The 19798-nt window shown below is 70.2% G+C and carries 18 protein-coding genes; 8 read left to right on the plus strand and 10 right to left on the minus strand.

The annotated features are described in order from the left end of the window. Positions 1-49: 49 nt before the first annotated feature. The 8 genes from E1288_RS13930 to E1288_RS13965 all read right to left on the minus strand — a co-directional run bounded on the left by E1288_RS13930 (position 50) and on the right by E1288_RS13965 (position 9897). A complete protein-coding gene (locus E1288_RS13930) occupies positions 50-3295 on the minus strand; it encodes an acetyl-CoA carboxylase family protein (RefSeq protein ID WP_132485018.1) in 3246 nt (1081 codons plus the stop codon). Between the two features lie 216 nt (positions 3296-3511). Further along, a complete protein-coding gene (locus E1288_RS13935; protein WP_132485020.1) occupies positions 3512-3994 on the minus strand; it encodes a cupin domain-containing protein in 483 nt (160 codons plus the stop codon). A gap of 16 nt (positions 3995-4010) precedes the next feature. Beyond that, positions 4011-5042 carry an Rrf2 family transcriptional regulator gene (locus E1288_RS13940; RefSeq protein ID WP_132485022.1) on the minus strand — a complete coding sequence of 344 codons (1032 nt, stop codon included), beginning with the start codon at positions 5040-5042 and terminating at the stop codon, positions 4011-4013. Positions 5043-5328: 286 nt separating this feature from the next. Then, positions 5329-6294: an ABC transporter substrate-binding protein gene (locus E1288_RS13945; protein ID WP_165968105.1), complete on the minus strand. Its 966-nt coding sequence runs from the start codon at positions 6292-6294 to the stop codon at positions 5329-5331. Between the two features lie 16 nt (positions 6295-6310). Continuing rightward, on the minus strand, positions 6311-7123 hold the full coding sequence (locus E1288_RS13950; protein ID WP_132485026.1) for a class II aldolase/adducin family protein: 813 nt from the start codon (positions 7121-7123) through the stop codon (positions 6311-6313). Between the two features lie 106 nt (positions 7124-7229). After that, entirely contained in the window at positions 7230-8330 is a 1101-nt protein-coding gene (locus E1288_RS13955; RefSeq protein ID WP_132485028.1) for an LLM class flavin-dependent oxidoreductase, read from the minus strand. Beyond that, positions 8327-9064: an ABC transporter ATP-binding protein gene (locus E1288_RS13960; RefSeq protein WP_132485030.1), complete on the minus strand. Its 738-nt coding sequence runs from the start codon at positions 9062-9064 to the stop codon at positions 8327-8329. Before E1288_RS13960 ends, E1288_RS13955 begins: the two co-directional genes overlap by 4 nt. Then, positions 9037-9897, minus strand: coding sequence for an ABC transporter permease (locus E1288_RS13965; RefSeq protein ID WP_132485032.1), 861 nt, complete (start codon positions 9895-9897; stop codon positions 9037-9039). Before E1288_RS13965 ends, E1288_RS13960 begins: the two co-directional genes overlap by 28 nt. A 521-nt stretch (positions 9898-10418) precedes the next feature. Here E1288_RS13965 and E1288_RS13970 point away from each other — a divergent pair. Next, positions 10419-11078, plus strand: a complete 660-nt coding sequence (locus E1288_RS13970) for a 4'-phosphopantetheinyl transferase family protein (protein WP_132485034.1) — start codon at positions 10419-10421, stop codon at positions 11076-11078. Positions 11079-11127: 49 nt separating this feature from the next. Here the strand turns inward: E1288_RS13970 and wrbA are convergent, their stop codons facing one another. Further along, on the minus strand, positions 11128-11745 hold the full coding sequence (gene wrbA / locus E1288_RS13975) for an NAD(P)H:quinone oxidoreductase (protein WP_132485036.1): 618 nt from the start codon (positions 11743-11745) through the stop codon (positions 11128-11130). Positions 11746-11906: 161 nt separating this feature from the next. On the opposite strand from wrbA, the gene E1288_RS13980 reads away from it, so the two are divergent. The 7 genes from E1288_RS13980 to E1288_RS14010 all read left to right on the plus strand — a co-directional run bounded on the left by E1288_RS13980 (position 11907) and on the right by E1288_RS14010 (position 18199). After that, complete coding sequence (locus E1288_RS13980; RefSeq protein ID WP_132485038.1) at positions 11907-12380, plus strand: MarR family winged helix-turn-helix transcriptional regulator; 474 nt, start codon at positions 11907-11909, stop codon at positions 12378-12380. A gap of 543 nt (positions 12381-12923) precedes the next feature. Continuing rightward, positions 12924-14246 (plus strand): MFS transporter, encoded by a 1323-nt coding sequence (locus E1288_RS13985; RefSeq protein WP_132485040.1) that lies wholly within the window; start codon positions 12924-12926, stop codon positions 14244-14246. Next, a complete protein-coding gene (locus tag E1288_RS13990; protein WP_132485042.1) occupies positions 14243-15028 on the plus strand; it encodes an SDR family NAD(P)-dependent oxidoreductase in 786 nt (261 codons plus the stop codon). Before E1288_RS13985 ends, E1288_RS13990 begins: the two co-directional genes overlap by 4 nt. Then, the gene (locus E1288_RS13995; protein WP_132485044.1) at positions 15025-15417 is read left to right on the plus strand and encodes a nuclear transport factor 2 family protein; all 393 of its coding nucleotides are present in this window, start codon (positions 15025-15027) and stop codon (positions 15415-15417) included. The genes E1288_RS13990 and E1288_RS13995 overlap by 4 nt, the downstream gene beginning before the upstream one ends. A gap of 35 nt (positions 15418-15452) precedes the next feature. Further along, positions 15453-16271, plus strand: a complete 819-nt coding sequence (locus tag E1288_RS14000) for an SDR family NAD(P)-dependent oxidoreductase (protein WP_132485046.1) — start codon at positions 15453-15455, stop codon at positions 16269-16271. 9 nt (positions 16272-16280) lie between these two features. Next, complete coding sequence (locus E1288_RS14005) at positions 16281-17714, plus strand: FAD-dependent oxidoreductase (protein ID WP_132485048.1); 1434 nt, start codon at positions 16281-16283, stop codon at positions 17712-17714. Further along, a complete protein-coding gene (locus tag E1288_RS14010; RefSeq protein ID WP_132485050.1) occupies positions 17711-18199 on the plus strand; it encodes a nuclear transport factor 2 family protein in 489 nt (162 codons plus the stop codon). The genes E1288_RS14005 and E1288_RS14010 overlap by 4 nt, the downstream gene beginning before the upstream one ends. 12 nt (positions 18200-18211) lie before the next feature. Here E1288_RS14010 and E1288_RS14015 read toward each other — a convergent pair whose 3' ends face one another. Then, positions 18212-18931, minus strand: a complete 720-nt coding sequence (locus tag E1288_RS14015) for an IclR family transcriptional regulator (protein ID WP_132485052.1) — start codon at positions 18929-18931, stop codon at positions 18212-18214. Between the last annotated feature and the right edge of the window lie 867 nt (positions 18932-19798).

Genomic DNA, 19798 nt, shown 5'->3' on the forward strand with positions numbered 1-19798 from the left:
AAACAGCCTCTACAGCGACCAAAGCACTCACGGCACCCGTCCAAAGCCGTTACCAGGCGTCGACGATGGCTCGGGCCTGGGGGTTGGTCCAGCCCGCTCGCGCGACCGGTGGGAGGGCTCGGAGCAGGAGGTCCCGGGTGTCGGCCGGGTCGATGACGTCGTCGATCTCCAGGTGCATCGCCGTGTTGATCGCGCTGCCCGTTTCGTACATCTGGGCCACCAGCTCTTCGTAGCGCTGCTGGCGCTGCTCCGGGTCGGCGATCGCCTCCAGCTCGCGGCGGAAGCCCAGGCGCACCGCGCCTTCCAGACCCATGCCGCCGACCTCGCCGCTCGGCCACGCCACCGTCAGCGCCGGTTTAGTCATCGTGCCGCCTGCCATGGCCATCGCGCCGAGACCGTAGCTCTTGCGCAGCACCACCGTCGCCATCGGCACCGTCAGGCGCGCACCGTGCACGAACATCCGGCCGAAGTGCCGCACCGTCGCCGTCTTCTCCGACTCCGGGCCGACCATGAATCCCGGTGTGTCGCAGAGCGAAACCACCGGCAGCCCGAACACCTCGCACAGTTGCAGCATCCGCGCCAGCTTGTCGGCGCCATCGGCGTCGATCGCACCGCCGAGCACCATCGGGTTGTTCGCGATAAGCCCCATCGGCCGGCCCGCGATGCGCACCAGCGCGGTGATCGTGCAGCGCCCGAACTCCGGCCGCAGCTCCAGCATCGAGCCCTCGTCGCAGAGGATGTCGATCGCGGCGTGCACGTCGTAGGCGCGCTTGCGGTTCTCCGGCACCACGTGGCGCAGTCCGCGCTGGTCCGGCTCGGAGTAGTCCGTGACATCGCCCTGGAAGTAGGACAGGTAGCGCTTGGCCACCGCGACCGCTTCCGCCTCGTCGTCGACCGCCACGTCGACCACGCCGTTGGCCGTCTGCACGTCGATCGGGCCGATCTCCTCGGGGGCGAACACGCCGAGCCCGCCGCCCTCGATCATCGCCGGGCCGCCCATGCCGATGTTGGCGTCGCGGGTCGCGATCACCACGTCGCAGGTGCCCAGCAGCGCGGCATTGCCCGCGTAGCAGCGGCCCGCCGCGATGCCGACCGTCGGAACCCTGCCGCTGAGCTCGCCCAGCGCCAGGAACGACGGGGTGATCAGTCCGCCGCCCTTGGGGATGTCGACGTCGCCCGGCCGGCCGCCGCCGCCCTCGGCGAACAGCACCACCGGGTACTGCCGCTGCCGCGCGACCTCCAGGATCCGGTCGGTCTTGCGGTGGTTGAAGTAGCCCTGCGTGCCCGCCAGCACGGTGTAGTCGTAGGCGAGCACCGCGCAGGTGCTGCGCTCCGGCCCGAACTGCGCGCCGTTGACCTGGCCGACGCCGGTGATCATGCCGTCGGCGGGCGTGTTGCGCAGCAGGTCGTCGAGCTCGCGGCGCTTGCGCTGCGCCGCGATGGCGAAGCCGCCGTACTCGGTGAAAGTACCCTCGTCGACCAGGTCGGCCACGTTCTCGCGCGCGGTGCGCATGCCTCGCGAGTGGCGTTTGCGCACCGCTTCGGGCCGGCTCTCATCGGCCCACAGGCTCTTTCGCTCCAGCACGCGGGCCAGGTCGGGCCGGATGTGGTCGGGGTCGATGCGCTCGTCCGCGAGGTCGGCGACGCCGATCTCGTCGTTGCCGGAGACGATCACCACCGGTTCCCCGGCGTCGACCACGTCGCCTTCCCGGAAGCGGACCTGCGTCACCGCGCCGCCGCTTTCCGCGCGGATGACGTGCTGCATCTTCATCGCTTCCAGCACCATCACGACCTGCCCGCGCGCGACCACGTCGCCGAGGGACACCTCCACCGCGACGACCGAGCCGCTCATCGGCGCGACGGTGGCGCCGAGGGGCGCGTCCGGCACGGCGTTCGGCGCGGCCTCCAGCAACGCGGCTCGATTGCCATCCACATAGGACGTCGAGCAGCGTCCGGCGGCGAACTCGTCGGAGCGCAGGATCGCCTGCTGCAGCGGGAGGTTCGTGGCGACGCCGGTGATCTGCAGCTCGTCGAGCGCCTGGACCGCCAGCCTGCGGGCCGCCGTGAACCCCGCCGCGTCGTGCACCACGACCTTGGCCAGCAGGGAGTCGAAACCCGGGTTGGTGCGGTATCCCGGATAGCCGGCCGTGTCGACGCGGATGCCGCGCCCCGCGGGCATCCCGAAGCGATCGAGGACGCCCGACTGCGGCAGGACCTGCCCGTCGGCGGTCATCGTCTCGGCGTTGAGCCGGATCTGGATCGCGCTGCCGCGCGGGCACGGCACTCGATCCTGGTCGAGACCGAGGTCGGCGAGACTCGCGCCGGCGGCGATCTCCAGCTGACTGCGCACCAGGTCCAGGCCGAGCACCTCCTCGGTGACGGTGTGCTCCACCTGCAGCCGCGGATTGACCTCCATGAAGAAGAACTCCTGGCCGCCGACCAGGAATTCCACGGTCGCCACGCCCCGGTAGCCGGCGGCGCCGACCAGCCGGGTCGCGGCCTGCAGCACGCTCTGCCGCAGCTGCCGGTCGAGTCCTTGGGCGGGCGCGACCTCGATCAGCTTCTGGTGCCGCCGCTGCACGCTGCAGTCGCGGTCCCAGAGGTGCGCGACCCGCTGGCCGTCGCCGATCACCTGGACCTCGATGTGCCGCGCGTCGGTGAGCAGCCGTTCGATGTAGAGCTCTCCGGAGCCGAACGCGGCGAGCGCCTCCGCCTCGCAGGCCCGGTACGCCTCGGCGAGCTCGTCCCGGCCGCGCACCACGCGCATGCCCCGGCCGCCGCCACCGGCGACGGCCTTGATCACCGCCGCGCTGCGCCCGTGCGAGAGGTCCGGTTCGAGGGTGTCCAGGAAGCGTTCCATGTCGGCGAGCGTCGCCACCGCCGTGCCGGGCAGCGTCGGGATCTCCAGTTCGCCGGCGAGCGCGCGGGCCTTCGCCTTGTCGCCGAAGAGTTCCAGCGCGTTCGGGTCCGGGCCGACGAACGCGATGCCCGCGTCGGCACAGGCCCTGGCCAGGGCGGGGTTCTCCGAGAGGAACCCGTATCCGGGGTGGATGGCCTGGGCGCCGGTCTTGCGGGCCGCTTCGATGATCGCGGCGACGTCGAGGTAGGCGGCGGCACCATTCTCGGGCAGCGGCACGGCCTCGTCGCAGCGGGCCACGTGCAGCGAGTCGGCGTCATCCGCCGCGTGCACGCCGACCGTGCCGGTGCCCAGCACCGCCGCGGCGCGGAAGACCCGCAATGCGATCTCGCCCCGGTTCGCGACCAGCAACGTCCCGAACGGCTCCCCGATGCCCATCCACGCCTCCTACGCGCCGCACTGCGCCTGCCGGACCGACGCATACCGACCAGTCGGTTCCCGGAGCCCAGCCTCGTGAAGAACCAGGCGGGTGTCAACACCGGGGCGATTCAGGAGCGGCGCTGGTCGCCCGCGAGGAGCCCGGCCATCGCGGAACCGAGGTGACGACGGCGTCCTGAGCGGGTGCTCGGGGCCGGCCCCGAGCACCCGCGTGCGTCAGCTCTCCCCCGGCTCCAGGTGGTAGAGCTCCGGGAGGTTAACCACGATCGCCTCCTGCGTGCTGCGGGCGATCACCACCTCCGCCGGGTCGTTCGGGTCCGGGTTCTCCTCGCGGTGCGGGACGAACGGCGGCACGAAGATGTAGTCGCCCGGCTCCGTCTTGATCCGCACCTCCTCGGTGCCGTCGTGGAAGACGAACTCCGGGTGACCGCTGACCACGTAGATCGCCGTCTCCGACTCGCCGTGGTGGTGGTTGTCCGAGGCCGTCGACGGGCCGACGTGCGTCTCGCCCATCCAGATCCGCTCCGAGCCGACCAGGTCGCCGCTGATCGCCGCGAGCCGCCGCATGCCTTCCGTCTGCGCCGTCTTGTTGTCCAGATCGGCGGCCCGGACGTGGTGCAGCCGGGTGCGCAGCGAGCGGCGCTGCTCCTCGGACACCCGGGTCGAGAGATCGGGGTGGAACGCGTCGTGCTGGGTCATCAGAATCCTTCCTTGTTCACCGATCGCCGACCAGCGGCACCCCGTCGAGGAACTCGCCGACCTGCCGGCCGAGTTCGCGCCACACCTCGGCGCCGGGTGAATCGTTGTGCACCGAGGTAACCCCACCCTCCACCGCGCGCACAACCTCGCCGATCGTGATTTCGCCGGCCGGTCGCGCCAGCGAGTAGCCCCCGTCGCATCCGCGCTGGCTGGTGACCAGCCCGGCCCGCCGCAGCTCGATCATCAGGTTGACCAGCGAGTTCAGCGGGATGCCCTGCCGCCGGGCGATGACCTCGCACTTGACCTGCTCGGGGCCGCTGCCCGCCAGGTCGCGCAGCGCCCGCACCGAATAGTCGGTGCGCGCCGAGATGTGCACCGGGGCCGACCGGCGGGCCCGCGGCGCTGCCGGCGTCTCGGGCAGCAGCACCGCACCCTTGGCGACCTCCTCGCAGAACAGCACGATGCGCGCGGCCACGCTCCGGTGGAACTTGTCGTTGAGGATGTCGTGCACGCCGTCCTTGAACACCGCCACCGAGCTCTGCGGGTGCTTGGCCGCCAGCGAGGTCACCGGGGCGACCGGCGCGAGCGTGTCCGCGTCGCCGTGCAGCAGCAGGGTCGGCACGTCCGGAAGCCGCTTCGGCGGCTCGGGGACGTCGCCGGTCAACCGGCCCCACTGGAACTCCGGGTCGTTCTCCAGCAGTTCGCGGTGCACCGGGCACGACGTGCGCACCCCGATCTCTTCGTCCCGGTCGGCAGGCTGCTGCCCCTGCGCGAGCGGGGTGCCCGCCAGGATCAGGCCGTCCACCTCGACCTCCAGCGCGAGCGCCCAGGCGCGCAGCGCCCCGACATCGGTGCCGGCCAGGAATCGCGCCGCCCCGGGCCGGAACCACGTCTCGGGACCGCTGTCCGGGTCCGGCACCACCACGGCGTAGCCGTCCGCGGACAGCCGCCGGCCGAAGCGCTGGTAGACGGCGGGGTTCTCGCCCCTGCCCGGCAGCACCACCACGGTGCCGCGGCAAGGCCCGTCCGGCACCCAGTTCCGGGTCATCTCAGGCTCCTCTCACTGAACTGTTTCGAAAGCGGCTTGCGTGGCGGTGCAGGTAGCGGAACCTCAGACGCCTTCTCGGTCCGGGATCCCCGACTCATGTATGACCAATACACCACGCCGGGGCTGTCCTCCCGAGAAGACGCCTGAGAACCCGCAGCGGTGCAAGTTGAGTTTCACACCGCAAGCGGCTGCCGCCGCTTCTTAACAGAACAAGGATTCACTTGCCGGGGTACAGATCCCGCTCGCAGGCCTTCGCCACGTCCACCTTCTCGCACAGAACAAGGATTCACTTGCCGGGGTACAGATCCCGCTCGCAGGCCTTCGCCACGTCCACCTTCTCGCGCAGCACGCCCGCCTGGAGATAGCGATCCGCCACGGCCTGCAGATCGGCGACCACATCATCGGTCAACGGCCGGACCTCCTGCTTGGTCCGGGTCAGGATCTGGTGCGCCACCGGCGGCTCCAGCGACGTCAGCTTCTCGTAGACGCGCTGGTACTCCTCGGGATTCTCGTCGCTCCACCGCCACGCCGCCTCGAACCGCCGCATCGCGTCGGCCAGCGCCTCGCGCTTGAGCGGGTCGGCAGCCGACGCCGTGGACACCGACAGGATGCCGTTGCGGCCGTTGATGCCCTGGCCGTCGCGGATCACCCGGGCCCCGGCGTGCTCCGCGATCGACAGGTACGGGTCGAAGGTCGACCAGGCGTCGATGTGCCCGGCGCTGAAGCCCGCCTGAGCGTCGGTCGGCAGGCTGAAGGTGATCTGCACGTCCTGCTGCGTCAGCCCGGCTTCCTCCAGCGCGCCGAGCGCGGTGTAGTGCGAGACGCTGCCCGGCGCGGTGGACACCACGAGGTGCTTGCCGCGCAGGTCGGCCACGGTGCGGATCGGCGAGCCCGGCGGCACGATGATCGCCGTCGATGACGGGGACGCCGCGGTCGCGACGGCCGGTCGCGCCGGCACGCCGCCGGCGATGGCCTGCACGGTGGGCGCGTCCGCGGCGGTCGCGGTGTCCACGTCTCCGGAGCGCATGGCCTCGAAAAGCGGTGCCGCGCCTTGGAAGTTGGCCCAGCGGATCTTGTACGGGGCGTCCTCGAACGCCCCGGACGCTTCTACCCTGGCTCGCAGCCCGCCGGCCTGGTCGCCGAGCACCAGGGTCACGTCGGACAGCGACTTGGGCTCGCTGCTCCCGGCGCAGCCCGCCACGGCGAGCAGCACAGCGGCCAGCACCGACACCAGGATTCTGGTCGTACGCACTCCGTTGTCTCCAGTCTCAGTCGAGCAGATCCGGCTGCTCGTGCACGATTTCTTCGAAGAGCGGGGCGAAGGTCACCCAGCCCGGGTCTCGGTGCTGCTGGTACTGCTGCCTGGTGTGCCGCGCGATCTCGTGCGGGATCAGCTGCAGCTGCCCGGCCGCCTGGGCGACGACCTGCACCTTCGAATTCCGCTCGGCGGCCACGTACAGCGACACCGCCTCCTCCAGGCTGCGGCCGACGGTGAGCAGCCCGTGGTTGGCCAGGATCGCCAGCCTGCGCTGCCCGAGCGTCGCGGCGATCCGGCGGCCCTCCTCCAGGTCGAGCACGACCCCGGAGAAGTCCGGCACGATCACGTTGTCCTCGTAGAACTGGGCGCTGTCCTGCGAGATGGGCAGCAGTTCGGTGCCCAGCGCGGCGAGCGCCTTGCCCCAGATGGAGTGGCTGTGCGCGGCCGCGTCGACGTCCGGGCGGGCCTGGTGGATCTGCGAGTGGATGGCGAACGCGGCCTGGTTGACCGGGAGGTCCCCGTGCACGATCTCGCCTTCGTGGTTGACCAGCAGCAGCTCGGACGCCTTGATCCGGCTGAAGGCCCGGCCCAGCGGGTTGACCCAGAAGTGGTCCGGCAGTTCGGGATCGCGGACCGTGATGTGCCCGGCGGCGCCCTCGCTGTAGCCGAGCTTGCCGAAGATCCGCAGCGCCGCGGCCAGCCGCTGCTTGCGGAACCGGCGTTCGTCCTCGACGTCGTCGAAGACCGGGCGGGCGGGGAAGCTGTTCTGCCGTGGGGAAAGCGACCGGGCGAACTCGGATCGCCCGGGTGCGACAGTGGTCATGGTGTTCTCCTCTTGGTGTCTCCGCGCACTGGCTGATGGCGATTTCGCGCGAAATCGCCGTTCGGCACGCCTGGCAGGCGTCGATTTCGCGCGAAATCGACGAGGGTCACGCGGCGGCGCGGCGGGCGACTTCCTGGCGGACCAGCGGGATCAGCTCGCGGCCGTAGTCCACCGCATCGTCGAACGGGTCGTAGCCGCGGATGAGCAGCGTCGTCACGCCGATGTCGACGTAGTCCAGCAGTGCCGCCGCCACCGTCTCCGGGGTGCCCACCAGCGCCGTGGAGTTGCCCGCCGCGTTGGTGGCCGCCGCCGTGGGTGTCCACAGTGCACGGTCGTGCAGCTCCCCCGCCGCTGCGGCGGCGAGGAGTCGCTGCGAACCGACGTTGGCGACCTGCTGGCCCGGGTTCAGCGTCTTGGGCCCGGTGAATGACGCCAGGCCACCGCGCGATGCGTTGATCCGGTCGAGGATGCGGTGGGCCCGCTCCCACGCCTGCTCCTCGGTCGCGCCCAGGATCGGCCGGAACGACACGCTGATCCGCGGCGGTTCCGCCCGCCCCGCTTCTGCGGCAGCCTTCCGGACCGCGGCGATCTGCTCCGCAGTCTCTGCCAGCGGCTCGCCCCACATCGCGAAGACGTCGGCGTGCTTGCCGCCGACCCGCAGAGCGGCCTCCGACGAACCGCCGAAGTACAGCGGGATCCCGGACTGCCGCACCGGGCGGACGGCGGCGTTGTAGTCCTCGAAGCGGTAGTGCGCGCCCTCGTGGCTCACCGGTTCCTCGGCGGCCCACACCCGGCGGAGGACGTCCAGGTACTCGTCGGTGCGTGCGTAGCGCTCGTCCTTGCCCAGGTAGTCGCCGTCGCGGCGCTGGTCCGCGTCGTTGCCGCCGGTGATGATGTGCACCGCGATCCGGCCGCCGGTGAGGTGGTCGGCGGTGGCGAAGGTGCGGGCCGCCAGCGTCGGCGCCACGAAGCCCGGGCGGTGCGCGATCAGGAAGCCCAGCCGCTCGGTGTGCGCGGCGGCGTAGGCGGCGAGCTGGGTGTTCTCCGGGCTGCTCGACCCATAACCGATCAGCACCCGGTCGAACCCGGCCGTCTCGTGCGCCTGCGCGAACTTCCGCAGGAACGCCGGGTTGACCGCCGGTCCGTCCGCGGCGTGGATCTCCGAGACGTGCTGCGCCCCGATCATCCCGATGAACTCGACGGTCATGACGAACTCCCCTCTCCGGTCCCGACACCCAGCCAGGACAGCAACTCCGCGCGCAGCGCCAGGAAGGCCGGGTCGGTGACATCGCGCGGGCGGTCCAGGTCCAGCACCTGGTCGTAGCCGATGCGGCCGTCGCGCATCACCAGCACCCGGTCGGCCAGCAGCAGCGCCTCCTCCACGTCGTGCGTGACGAGCAAGATCGCGCAGCCGTGGCGCTGCCACAGCTCGCCGACCAGCTGCTGCGCCTTGATGCGGGTCAGCGCGTCCAGCGCCGAGAACGGCTCGTCCAGCAGCAACAGGTCCGGTTCGCGCACCAGCGCACGCGCCAGCGACGCCCGCTGCGCCTCGCCGCCGGAAAGCACCTTCGGCCAGACGTCCACCCGGTGGCCGAGGCCGACCTCCTCCAGCGCGGCCACCGCCCGCTTCTTATCCGGGCGGCCGGGCAGGCCGAGGATCACGTTGCGCCACACGCGTTTCCACGGCATCAGCCGCGGCGCCTGGAACGCCACCGCGCGCCGCACGGCCACCTCGACCTCGCCGGTCACTTCGCGGTCGAGGTCGGCCAGGATCCGCAGCAGCGTGCTCTTGCCGCAGCCGCTCGGGCCGAGCAACGCCACGAACTGGCCGGGCTCGATGTCCAGGTCTAGGTCTTCGAGCACGGTGCGGTCGCCGAAGCGGCGGCTCAGGCCGCGCACCGAGGCGGGTTTCACTACGCTCCGCTGAACGCCGGTCGCCATGCCAGCAGGGTCCTTTCCAGCAGTCGGACGATGAAGTCGGCGACGAGGCCGAGCAGTGCGTACAGCACCAGGCAGACCACGATCACGTCGGTCTGGAAGAACTCGCGGGCCATGTTCATCTCGTAGCCGATGCCCGCGGTGGCGTTGATCGTCTCGCCGAAGACCAGCGCCAGCCAGGCCGAACCCAGCGAGTACCGCAGCCCCACCAGCGCGTTGGGCATCGCGGCGGGCAGGATGATGTGCCGCACCTGGGCGAACCAGCCGAGCCCGAGCGTCTTGGCCGCCTCCACCAGGCCCGCGTCGACGTTGCGGATGCCGCCGTAGATGTTCATGTACAGCGGGAAGGTCACGGCCAGCGCGATCAGCACGATCTTGGGCTGCTCGCCGATGCCGAACCAGATGATCAGCAGCGGGATGAGCCCGATCACCGGCACCGTGCGCAGCATTTGCATCGGCGCGTCGATGAGGTCCTCGCCGCGGCGGAACAGGCCGGAAAGGGTCGCCAGCACGATCGCGACGACGACGCCGACCACCAGGCCTGCGCCGACGCGTTGCAGCGAGGCGGCGATCGCCTCCTGCAGCCGCCCTTCGTCCCACATCTCCACGGCGGTCCCGGCGACCGTGGCGGGCGAGGCGAGGGTGTCGTCGCTGAGCACCCCGGTGCTGCTGAGGACCTGCCAGAGCGCCACCAGCGCGATGGGGCTGATCAGCTTGAAAACCCAACGGGGCACGCGGTTTTCGCGCCGCGCGGTGCGCGTTTGCACGGTGGCGACGGGGATCGGGTCTCGATCGGTCGGCGCGCCGGTGGGCGCGCGCTCGGTGGATACAGTCATCTGCACTCTCCGGAGGGCATGAGGGCGCAGCACGGCCACGACGGATGGGCCGTGCTGGAGGATCACCGGAGCCCCGGTTCCGCTGCTCAGGTGCCGTGCGTACTTTTTGCTGCTATGGCGACAAAAACCACGCACGGGTGCCGACCAGCGGAGACGCTGTGCGGGGGAGCTCCGGCGGAGCTGTAGGTGGTCGCGCTACGACGCGCGCGAAGAAGCGGAGAAAACCGTTACCGGCAACAGAGTGCGGAGGACACGCGCACGAAGTCCACGTAACCTCGTGTCGTCAGGGCCGCTGTCCGGATCATGCCCAAGACCGTAACCGGACGCCCGGATCGTGTAAACCCAACTCCACGGATTGGGATTGTGATCGGATCCGCACCGGCGGAGGTCCTTCGCGCGACCCGCGGGCGCCTCGGGCGGTTCGCCCGGCGCTACCGTGGACCGGTGCAGCCGGAACTTTCCAGCGGGTCGGGCCGACCCGTCACCGAGATGCGAGCGGGCAGGCGTCCTGGAGGCCGTTCGTGATCGAGGAACTGCTGCCCGCCGGGGTCAGCTCCGCCGAAGCCTTCGCCGATCCACCGGGCGTGGTCCTGTTCCCTGAAGAGGAAGCGCTGATCGCGCGCGCCCGGGACAAGCGCCGCCGGGAGTTCACTACCGGGCGGTGGTGCGCGCGCCAGGCACTGAGCCGGCTCGGCGTGCCGCCCGCTCCCCTGCTGCGCGGCGAGCGCGGAGCGCCGCAGTGGCCGGCCGGGATCCTCGGCAGCATCACGCACTGCGCCGGCTACCGGGCCGCCGTCGTGGCGCGCGCCGAGCAGGTGCACACCGTCGGCATCGATGCCGAGCCGCACGCCCCGCTGCCCGACGGCGTGCTCAACGTCGTGTCCCTGGAAGCGGAACGCGCCGAACTGGTCCGGCTGTCCGCGGCGCGACCCGACATGCATTGGGACCGGATCCTGTTCAGCTGCAAGGAAACCGTGTACAAGGCGTGGTATCCGATCACCCGCCGCTGGCTCGGCTTCGAAGACGCCCGGCTCGAACTCGGCACCGGAACGTTCACCGCGCACCTGCGCAAGGAGGGCGCGGAACTGGCGGGCCGCCCGCTGACGGCGTTCACCGGCCGCTGGCTGGTCCGCGACGGCCTCGTCGTCTCCGCCATCGCCGCGACCCGGTCGAACGCGTGAAGGGCGCCTCCCGACGGGAGACGCCCTTCACTCCTGGGCCTGAGGTCGATCAGGCGTCGGCACCGGCCTTGAGGGCCTTGGCGACCGTCACGACCCGCTTGGCCTGGACGGCAGCCGCCGCGCGGGTGACGTCGTCGACCTTGTTCGCGCCCTGGGCGTCGACGTGGCTGGTGCCGTACGGGTTGCCGTCGGCGAACTTCGCGCCATCGGTGTAGCCCGGGGCGACCACGATGCCGCCGAAGTGGTGGAACGTGTTGTACAGCGCCAGCAGCGTCGACTCCTGGCCGCCGTGCGCGGTCGAGCTGGAGGTGAAGCCGCTGTAGACCTTGTCCGCCAGCTGCCCCTGCGCCCACTGGCCGCCGAGGGTGTCGATGAACTGCTTGAGCTGCGAGGCGATGTTGCCGAAGCGGGTCGGCGAGCCGAACAGCACCGCGTCGGCCCACACCACGTCGTCCGGGGTGGCCTCGGGGATGGACTTGGTGGCCTCGACGTTGGCGCGCCACGCCGGGTTGCTGTCGATCGCCGCGTCGGGCGCCAGCTCCGGGGCACGCCGCACCCGCACCTCTGCGCCGGCCGCCTCGGCCTCGGCGGCCAGGGTGCTGGCGATCTCGGTGCCGGTTCCGGTGGCCGAGTAGTAGATGACGCTGACCTTCACGGGGGTGCTCACTGTCTGACTCCTGTTCAAGGGGCTGGGCGGCTGCGTCGGAACCAGTCGCTCATCTCTTCCATGGAAGACAATACTCGTGCTGCATCTTCTCCGCAAGAGATTTCCTTGCGAGCTGTTTCAGGTAGACTGGCGGGGCCGCAATCGCAGGAGGGAGCATCCCGGTGAACAGCAAGACCGGCCCGGATCCGTGCACCGATGACGACGAGATCATCACCTGGTGGGGACTGGTGATCGAGGGCTACCACGTCACGCAGGAGCACATCGACGCCGAGATCGGCGAGCGCTTCGGGCTCCCACCGGCCTCCTTCGAGATCCTGCTCCGCCTGGTCCGTACGCCCGACCACCGGATGCCCATGACCAAGCTCGCCCGCGAGGCGGCGCTGAGCAGCGGCGGCTTCACCAAGGTCGCCGACCGCCTCGCCAAGGCCGACCTGATCCGCCGCGAGCCGTGCGAGGCCGACCGCCGGGTCACCTACGCGGTCCTCACCGACCACGGCCGCGACATCGCCGAGCGCTCCCGCGCGGCGTGCGCCGAGATCCTGCGCAAGCGGGTCCTGGCCCCGCTCGGCAATGCCGACTCGGCGGCCCTCGCCGAGGCCATGCGCACCCTCCGCGCCGCCAACGCGCCGGACTGAACCGAGCCCGATCCCGCCAGCGGGGTCGCGCCAGAAAATCTCCGAGGACAGGCTCCCCCGGATGCGCCCGGCGCCTGACGGGGTGGCGGTTTCGCGAAATCGCCACCCCGCCCTCACGCAGAGCGCCGTTTCGCGCGCGGATCCAGCAGGTGCGCGAACGGGTTCGTGCCGACCTCCGGCAAGAGCGGGCGCACGAGACGGCGCACCTCTCCAGCGGCGTCCGACTCGCTGGATCCTTCACCGTCAGCCCGCTGATCAGCTCACCGATCGGCCCGGTCTGCTGATTCCGCGACATCCCCCGTTGACGATCATGCTGAGAACCACCAGCGGATTGGTGTTGTCGTACGGCAGATGTCCTGGTCGTGACGCCGGGCCGCTGCACGCAGTTGGAGCGGCCACCTTCGTGCTGCCCCGCGGTTGCGCCTGTTGACCGTTGCCAAGGAACGGGACGGATCCATATACTCCCATTTAGTGAGCATCGCGCTCACTATTTGAGCATACTGCGCTCATTCGTCCCGGACGAGCCGCACCGAAGGACATTCAATGGCGAATTCCACCACCGACGGCGTCACAGCCACCGACCAAGCGGGCGCGCGACCTGCGCAGTCGCACGCCAAAGTTATCCGCGCCGCCATCCTGGGCACCGTCGTCGAGTACTACGACTTCGGCATCTACGGCTACATGGCGACCATGGTCAGCGCCCACTTCTTCGTCCAGGACGATCCGACCGCGGCGCTGCTCGGCACCTTCGCCGCGTTCGCCGTGGCGTTCTTCCTCCGCGTGCCGGGCGGGATCTTCTTCGGCCACATCGGCGACAAGTACGGCCGCAAGAAGGCGCTGACCTGGACGATCCTGCTGATGGCGGTGGCCACCGCGCTGATGGGCCTGCTGCCCACCTACGCCACGCTCGGCGTCTGGGCGACCGCGCTGCTGACGCTCTCGCGCTGCTTGCAGGGTTTCGCCGCCGGTGGTGAGCTCGGCGGCGCCAACTCGTTCGTCTCCGAGCACGCTCCGCCCAAGTGGCGCGCCTTTCAGACATCGATGGTCAACTCCGGCACCTACATCGGGTCGCTGTGCGCATCCCTGATGGCGCTCGCGCTGACCACGGGGCTGTCGGCCGAGCAGATCGCGGCCTGGGGCTGGCGAATCCCGTTCCTGCTGAGCCTGGTCATCGGCGTGGTCGGGCTGTGGATCCGCAACTCGCTGGATGAGACCGAGCAGTTCGAGGACGTCCAGCAGCAGAGCGAGGTCGTGAAGGTCCCGCTGTTCGCGGTGCTTTCGACCGCGTGGCGGCAGGTCCTCACCATCATCCTGCTCGGCGCGGTGATCACCGGCGGCTACTACATCGCCTCGGTCTACGCCGCGACCTACCTGCAGACCGCCGGGCAGCGCTCGCCCCAGTTCGCCTTCGCCGCGACCTGCATCGCGATGGTCCTGGGCGTGATCACCCTGCCGATCTCGGGCTACCTCGGTGACCGGATCGGGCGCAAACCGGTGTTCATCGGCGGATCCGCGGCCGGGGTGCTGCTCGGGGTGCCGATGTTCATGCTGATGGCCGACGGCCCGGCGCCGCTGGCGATCCTGGGCCCGGCCGTGCTGTTCATCTGCGTCTCGGTGGTCAACGGCGTCTCGTTCGCCACGTACGCCGAGATGCTGCGGGCCCGCTTCCGGTACAGCGGAATCGCGTTGGGCAACAACGTGACCAACATGCTGCTCGGCGGCACTGCGCCGTTCGTCGCGACGCTGCTGGTGAGTTCGACCGGCAACAAACTCGCCCCAGCCGGGTACTTCGTCGCCTGCGCCCTGATCAGCCTCGTCACCTCCTTCTTCCTCAAGGAGACCAAGGGAAGGGAACTCGCACTATGACAGCCAGGTTTCGCGATCGCCGGATCGTGGTGACCGGCGCCGGAAGCGGCATGGGCCGGGCGGAGGCCCTCTGCCTCGCCCGGGAAGGCGCCGATGTGCTGCTCGCCGACATCGATCTGGCCGCCGCCCGCACCGTCGCCGACGAAATCACCGCGGCGGGAGGCACCGGCCGGGCTCACCACCTCGACGTGGCCGATCCCGATGCGTGGCGAGGACTCGCGACGGCGCTCGACGGGAAGGCGTTGCACGGCTTGGTGAACAACGCCGGTGTGAGCTTCCGGAAAGGCATCGCCGAGACGTCGGTCGACGACTGGCGCCGGGTCGTAGACATCAACCTGTCCAGCGTCTTCTTCGGGATGAAGTTCCTCTCGGGCTCGCTGGCGCGAGCCGGGGGCGCGTCGGTGGTCAACGTGTCCTCGATCGCCGGGATGGTCGGCTACTTCTCCGCTTCCTACGGGGCGAGCAAGTGGGGTGTGCGCGGGCTGTCCAAAGTGGGCTCCCTGGAATTCGCCGCCAAGGGCGTCCGGGTGAACTCCGTCCACCCGGGGCTGGTCGACACTCCCCTGCTGCATTCCGGTGACCACCGGTTCGTCGACGAGAGCCTCCGATCCGTGCCCGCCGGCCGGGTGGCCGCGCCCGAGGAGATCGCCGGGGCGGTCGCCTTCCTGCTCTCCGACGAGGCGTCCTACATCAACGGCACCGAGCTCGTCGTCGACGGCGGCCTGGTGTCCGGCGGCACCTACCACCGCATCACCACCGCGCTCGCCGAGGACGCCTCATGACCGGCGCACTCCTCGAAATCCTGAACCTGCTGGGAAAACAGGCCCACGCCATCGACGGCGGCGCGGCCCGGCAGTGGGCCGAGACCTTCACCCCCGACGGTGTGTTCCGCTCCCCCACCTATCCCGAACCCGTCCGCGGACGGGAAGCGCTCACCGAGTTCGCCGCCGCCTTCGCCGCGAACAACCCCCGAGCCCACCACATCGTCACCAACGTCTGCATCGACCGCGAGATCAGCGCGGACGAGTGCCACGTCAAGGCCAACCTGCTCATCGTGCGGACCACGAGCTCCGACGCGGTGGCCATCGACCGGGTCACCACCATCGACGACAGCTTCGTCCGCCACGGCGGGCTCTGGCGGATCGCCGAGCGGGTCGTCACCCGCGACTGAACCACCTCTTCCTGCGAACACCTGGAGAATCCCCGATGACGGCACCGAACGACCAGGCCAACCCGACGCGCGCGGACGACAGCCCCATCGCCGCGAGCTACCCCGAACTCGTCGGCAAGGTCGCCGTCGTGACCGGTGCGGGTCGCGGCATGGGCGCGGTCTTCGCCACCGAGCTCGCCCGGCGCGGCATCAACGTCGTGGCCGGTGACCTCACCGGTGCGCCCGAGGTCGCCGAGCAGGTCAACCGGCAGATCACCGACGGCGGGCGGGTCGTCGGCCACCGCGCCGACGTCACCGACCCCGCCGGCCACGACGGCCTGCTGCGCGCCGGGCTCGACGAGTTCGGTCGAGTCGACTTCTGGGTCAACAACGCGGGGATCTTCCCGCAGGCCGAGTTCACCGAGATCCCGCCGGAGCAGCTCACCTCCACCTACCAGGTCAACGTCAACGGCGTCGTCTACGGCGCGCAGACCGCCGCCAGGCACATGCGCGAACACGGCGGCGGCGCGATCGTCAACATGGCCTCGGTGGCCGGAGTCCGGGTGCGCGCCACCCGCGCGGCCTACAACTCGTCCAAGGCCGCCGTGCGGCACCTGACCAGCTGCATGGCCGTGGAACTGGGCTCGGACAACATCCGGGTCAACGCGATCGCGCCCGGCTTCGTCGACACCGAGATGACGCGATGGGTGCGGGAGGACCCGGCGGCGCTCGACCGCGCGCTCAGCACCGTGCCGCTGCACCGGGTCGGCGCGCCCATCGAGGTCTTCGGCGCCCTGTACTTCCTGCTGTCCGACAGCGCGCGGTACATCACCGGCGCGGTGATCCCGGTCGACGGCGGCTCCCAACACATCTGAGGTAGATCCATGGGTTACGACTACGACCTCGTCGTCATCGGCGCCGGGGGCGCCGGGCTGGCGGCGGCGGTATCGGCGGCGCAGCACGGGCTGCGGGTGCTGGTGCTGGAATCCGAGGCCGAGATCGGCGGGTCGACGCAGCTCTCCGCCGGGATGCTGACCGCCGCGGCCACCGGCGTGCAGCGGGCGCTGGGTGTCGAGGACTCGCCGGAACGCATGTTCCAGCACTACATGGACCTCAACCAGTGGCGCGTGCTGCCCGGCCCGACGCGGATGTTCTGCGAGCAGTCGAGCGCGCTCATCGACTGGCTGCTCGACCTCGGCGTCGAGATCCCCGCCCAGCTGTCCCGCAACGCGCACATGCCTGGGTTGACCCGCGCCGGCGTCGAGGACGTCTGGCGCGGCCACGTGCCGAAGGACCAGGGGTACGGGCTCGTCCAGGCCCTGGACCGCGCCCGCCGACGGCTCAAGGTCGATCTTGCGCTCGGCAGCCGCGCCACCGACCTGCTCCGCGACGGGCCGGCGGTGCGCGGGGTGGTCGTCGACGGCGCGGAGGTCACCGCGCCTTCCGTCGTCGTGGCCTGCGGTGGGCTGGCGCAGAACCCCGAGCTGGTGCGGGAGTACTTCCCGGACGCCGGCATCGCCGGCGACAGCCTGTTCGTCGTCGCCGCCCCCGGCAGCCGGGGCGATCACATCGCGCTGGCCGAGCGGCACGACCTGTCGCTGTTCGGACACGGCTGGGGTCTGCTGCTGGTCACCGCCGAGTTCCAGCGGTTCCACCACTGGCAGAGCGGATTCCCGCCGGCGTCCCGGATCCACGTCAACGCCGACGGCCACCGGTGCATGGACGAGGACGCCCCTTATGCGGTCAGTCCCGGAATCCTCAAGGACCACGGCGGATTCGTCTGGGCGGTCTTCGACGAAGCGGCCCGCACCGGCCTGCCGACCGGTTACGCCGACTGGGCGGCGGGCCGGGTCCTCGAAGAGGTCGGCAAAGGCGTCGTCCGGTGCGCCGACACGCTGCCCGAACTCGCCGCGCGGATCGGCGTGCCGGCCGCCAACCTCATCCGGAGCGTCGAGCGGTTCAACGCGCTGTTCGAGCGGGGTCACGACGAGGACTTCCTCCGGCACGAGTCGCTGGCCGCCAAGCAGGTCGACCCCCGGCTGCCACCGGTGGGAACCGGTCCGTTCTACGCGGTCCGGATGCTCCCCGCGGAGCTGGTGTGCACGCACACCGGCCTGCGCATCGACAGCCGCGCCCGCGTGCTCGACATCGGCGGCCACGTCGTTCCGGGGTTGTACGCGGCGGGCGAAGCGGCCGGGGGAATCCTCGGGGAACGCTACGTGGGCGGCGGGAATTCCGTGGCTCACGCCCTGGTGCTCGGTCGGCTCGCCGGGCAGGAAGCAGCACAACGGCTCAACGACGCAGGGAGCGGCGAATGACCACATCGGACGATCGGGTCGCCATCGAGCAGGTGCTCTACCGCTACGCGAGGGCGGTGGACCGGCTCGACTACGACGGCATCCGGGACTGCTACTTCCCCGACGCCATCGACAACCACGGCGGCTACCACGGGCCGGTGAGCGGCCTGATCGAGGACATCCGTCGGCGGCACACCACGATCGACTCGTCCCAGCACTTCATCAGCAACGTGCTCATCGACTTCACCGGCGACGACGCGGCCGAGGTCGAGTCCTACTGCCTCTGCTACCTCAGACAGGCGCCGGTCGACGGCGCGACCGAGCAGGAACTGGCCATCATCCGATGCCGCTACGTGGACCGGTTCGAACGGCGCAGCGGCCAGTGGCGCATCGCCGACCGGGTCGTCGTCTTCGACGAGTTCCGCGCACAGGCCATCACCGACAGCCTCGACCCCGGCTGGGTCCGCTCCAGGAGGGACGCCACTGATCCGGTCTACCGGCAGTGATGGTCCGCGGCGTCAGCGCACCCGCGAGCGTGAGGCGAACAGCTGCGCGCTCACCTCGCGGGCTGCCTCCACCACCCGCGGCGCCACCTGCTCGACCGCAGCGGGATCGACCAGCGACACACCGATGCTGACGTCCGACATCGTCGGAGGTGTCTCCACCGGCACCGAAACCCCGATGACTCCTGGGATCACGTGACCGGTGGAAACGGCGTAGCCCTGCTCGCGGGCCGCCACCACCTCGGCCGGGTCGTCATCACGGGGTGGGCGGCCCGCCAAGATCGCAATACCGCCTGAGCCGCGGTCTATCGCGTGGCGCTGACCTGTCCGGAAGGCGATGTGCGCCGCGGCGAGCCTCGGCTCGACCACCAGCACCGCTTGTACCTCGGCATCGCTGACCGGCACCATCAGGTGCACCGTCGCATCGACGGCGTCGGCGAGCCCCGCCATGATCGGGTAGGCCAAGCCGCGCAGATCACTGTCCACCGCCGATGCCAACTCCACGAGACCGTAGGCCAGGTGGTACCGCTTGTCCTCGGTCCGCCGGACCAGGTTGTGCGCGGTGAGCGCCTCCAGCATCCGGTGCAGCGCATTGCGGTTGAGCCCCAACGAGCGCGCCATTTCGGTCAGCGTCTCGCCGTCCGGCCGTCGGGCGAGGTGCCACAGGACCCGGATTCCCCTGTCGAGGGTCTGGGCCCCCGAAACCGAGGATCCTCGGTTGTCTTCCACGCTCATCCGCCGCCTTGCCGATCGCACTTCCCGCGCAATCCTATCCAACCGGCGACGACCACGCGAAGGCCAGCTCAGGGCACCGATGGACTACCTGGTCGAGCGTCGACGAGAACTGCTCCGCAGCGCAAGCGGTCGGCCGGGCTGGACCCACGGCCGGAGCCGCACCGCCGGTGTCCTGCCGCGGAAGGTGTCGCCGAACGTAGCCGGGGAGGCCGGCGAGCATGCGCGCTGCGCCGCTGCTGCCGACGCGGTCGAGCGGATCCCGGAATCCGCCCTGGCGACTCCGGCCGAGTGCCCTCAACCGACGCTGACAATCGGACCACGCGCGACTCATCATGCGACGATGCGTCCACAGTAGACATACTTCTGACCGGATTTCCCAAGTATTTCACAGAATTCACATTCTTGAATGTGCGTCACATACTTGACGCGACCCGATCGACTGCCCTACTTTTGACACCAAGGTCGGAGGTGACGCGGAATCCGCGTCCACCAGCCGGGGGTTCGTTCATGTCTGGCGGCGGGAGCGAACCCCCACCCGACCACCTACCGCCTCGGTTCCGGCGTGAAGACCCCGCCACCGACGGCAGAAACCCCTATGCACCAGCGCTTTCACTCACATGCACGGCTGAGTTCGGCCGACCGATGTGGACTCCCATCGAACCCGTGCGGCAGCCAGATCAAAGCGGGCCGTGCGTGTTTGTGCTGCTATAGAGGCTGTTTTGATTGTCGTGGTGTGAGGCACGGTAACGCGGGGTCTTGTCTTTGAAGCGGCGCAGCCGCTTAGCCCACCCTCGCAGCTTGCACCGCCGCGGGTTCTCAGGTGCTTTCTCGCGAGGACAGCCCCGACGTGGTGAATTGGTCATTCAT

It is taken from the genome of Saccharopolyspora elongata (assembly GCF_004348985.1).
Taxonomy (GTDB): domain Bacteria; phylum Actinomycetota; class Actinomycetes; order Mycobacteriales; family Pseudonocardiaceae; genus Saccharopolyspora; species Saccharopolyspora elongata.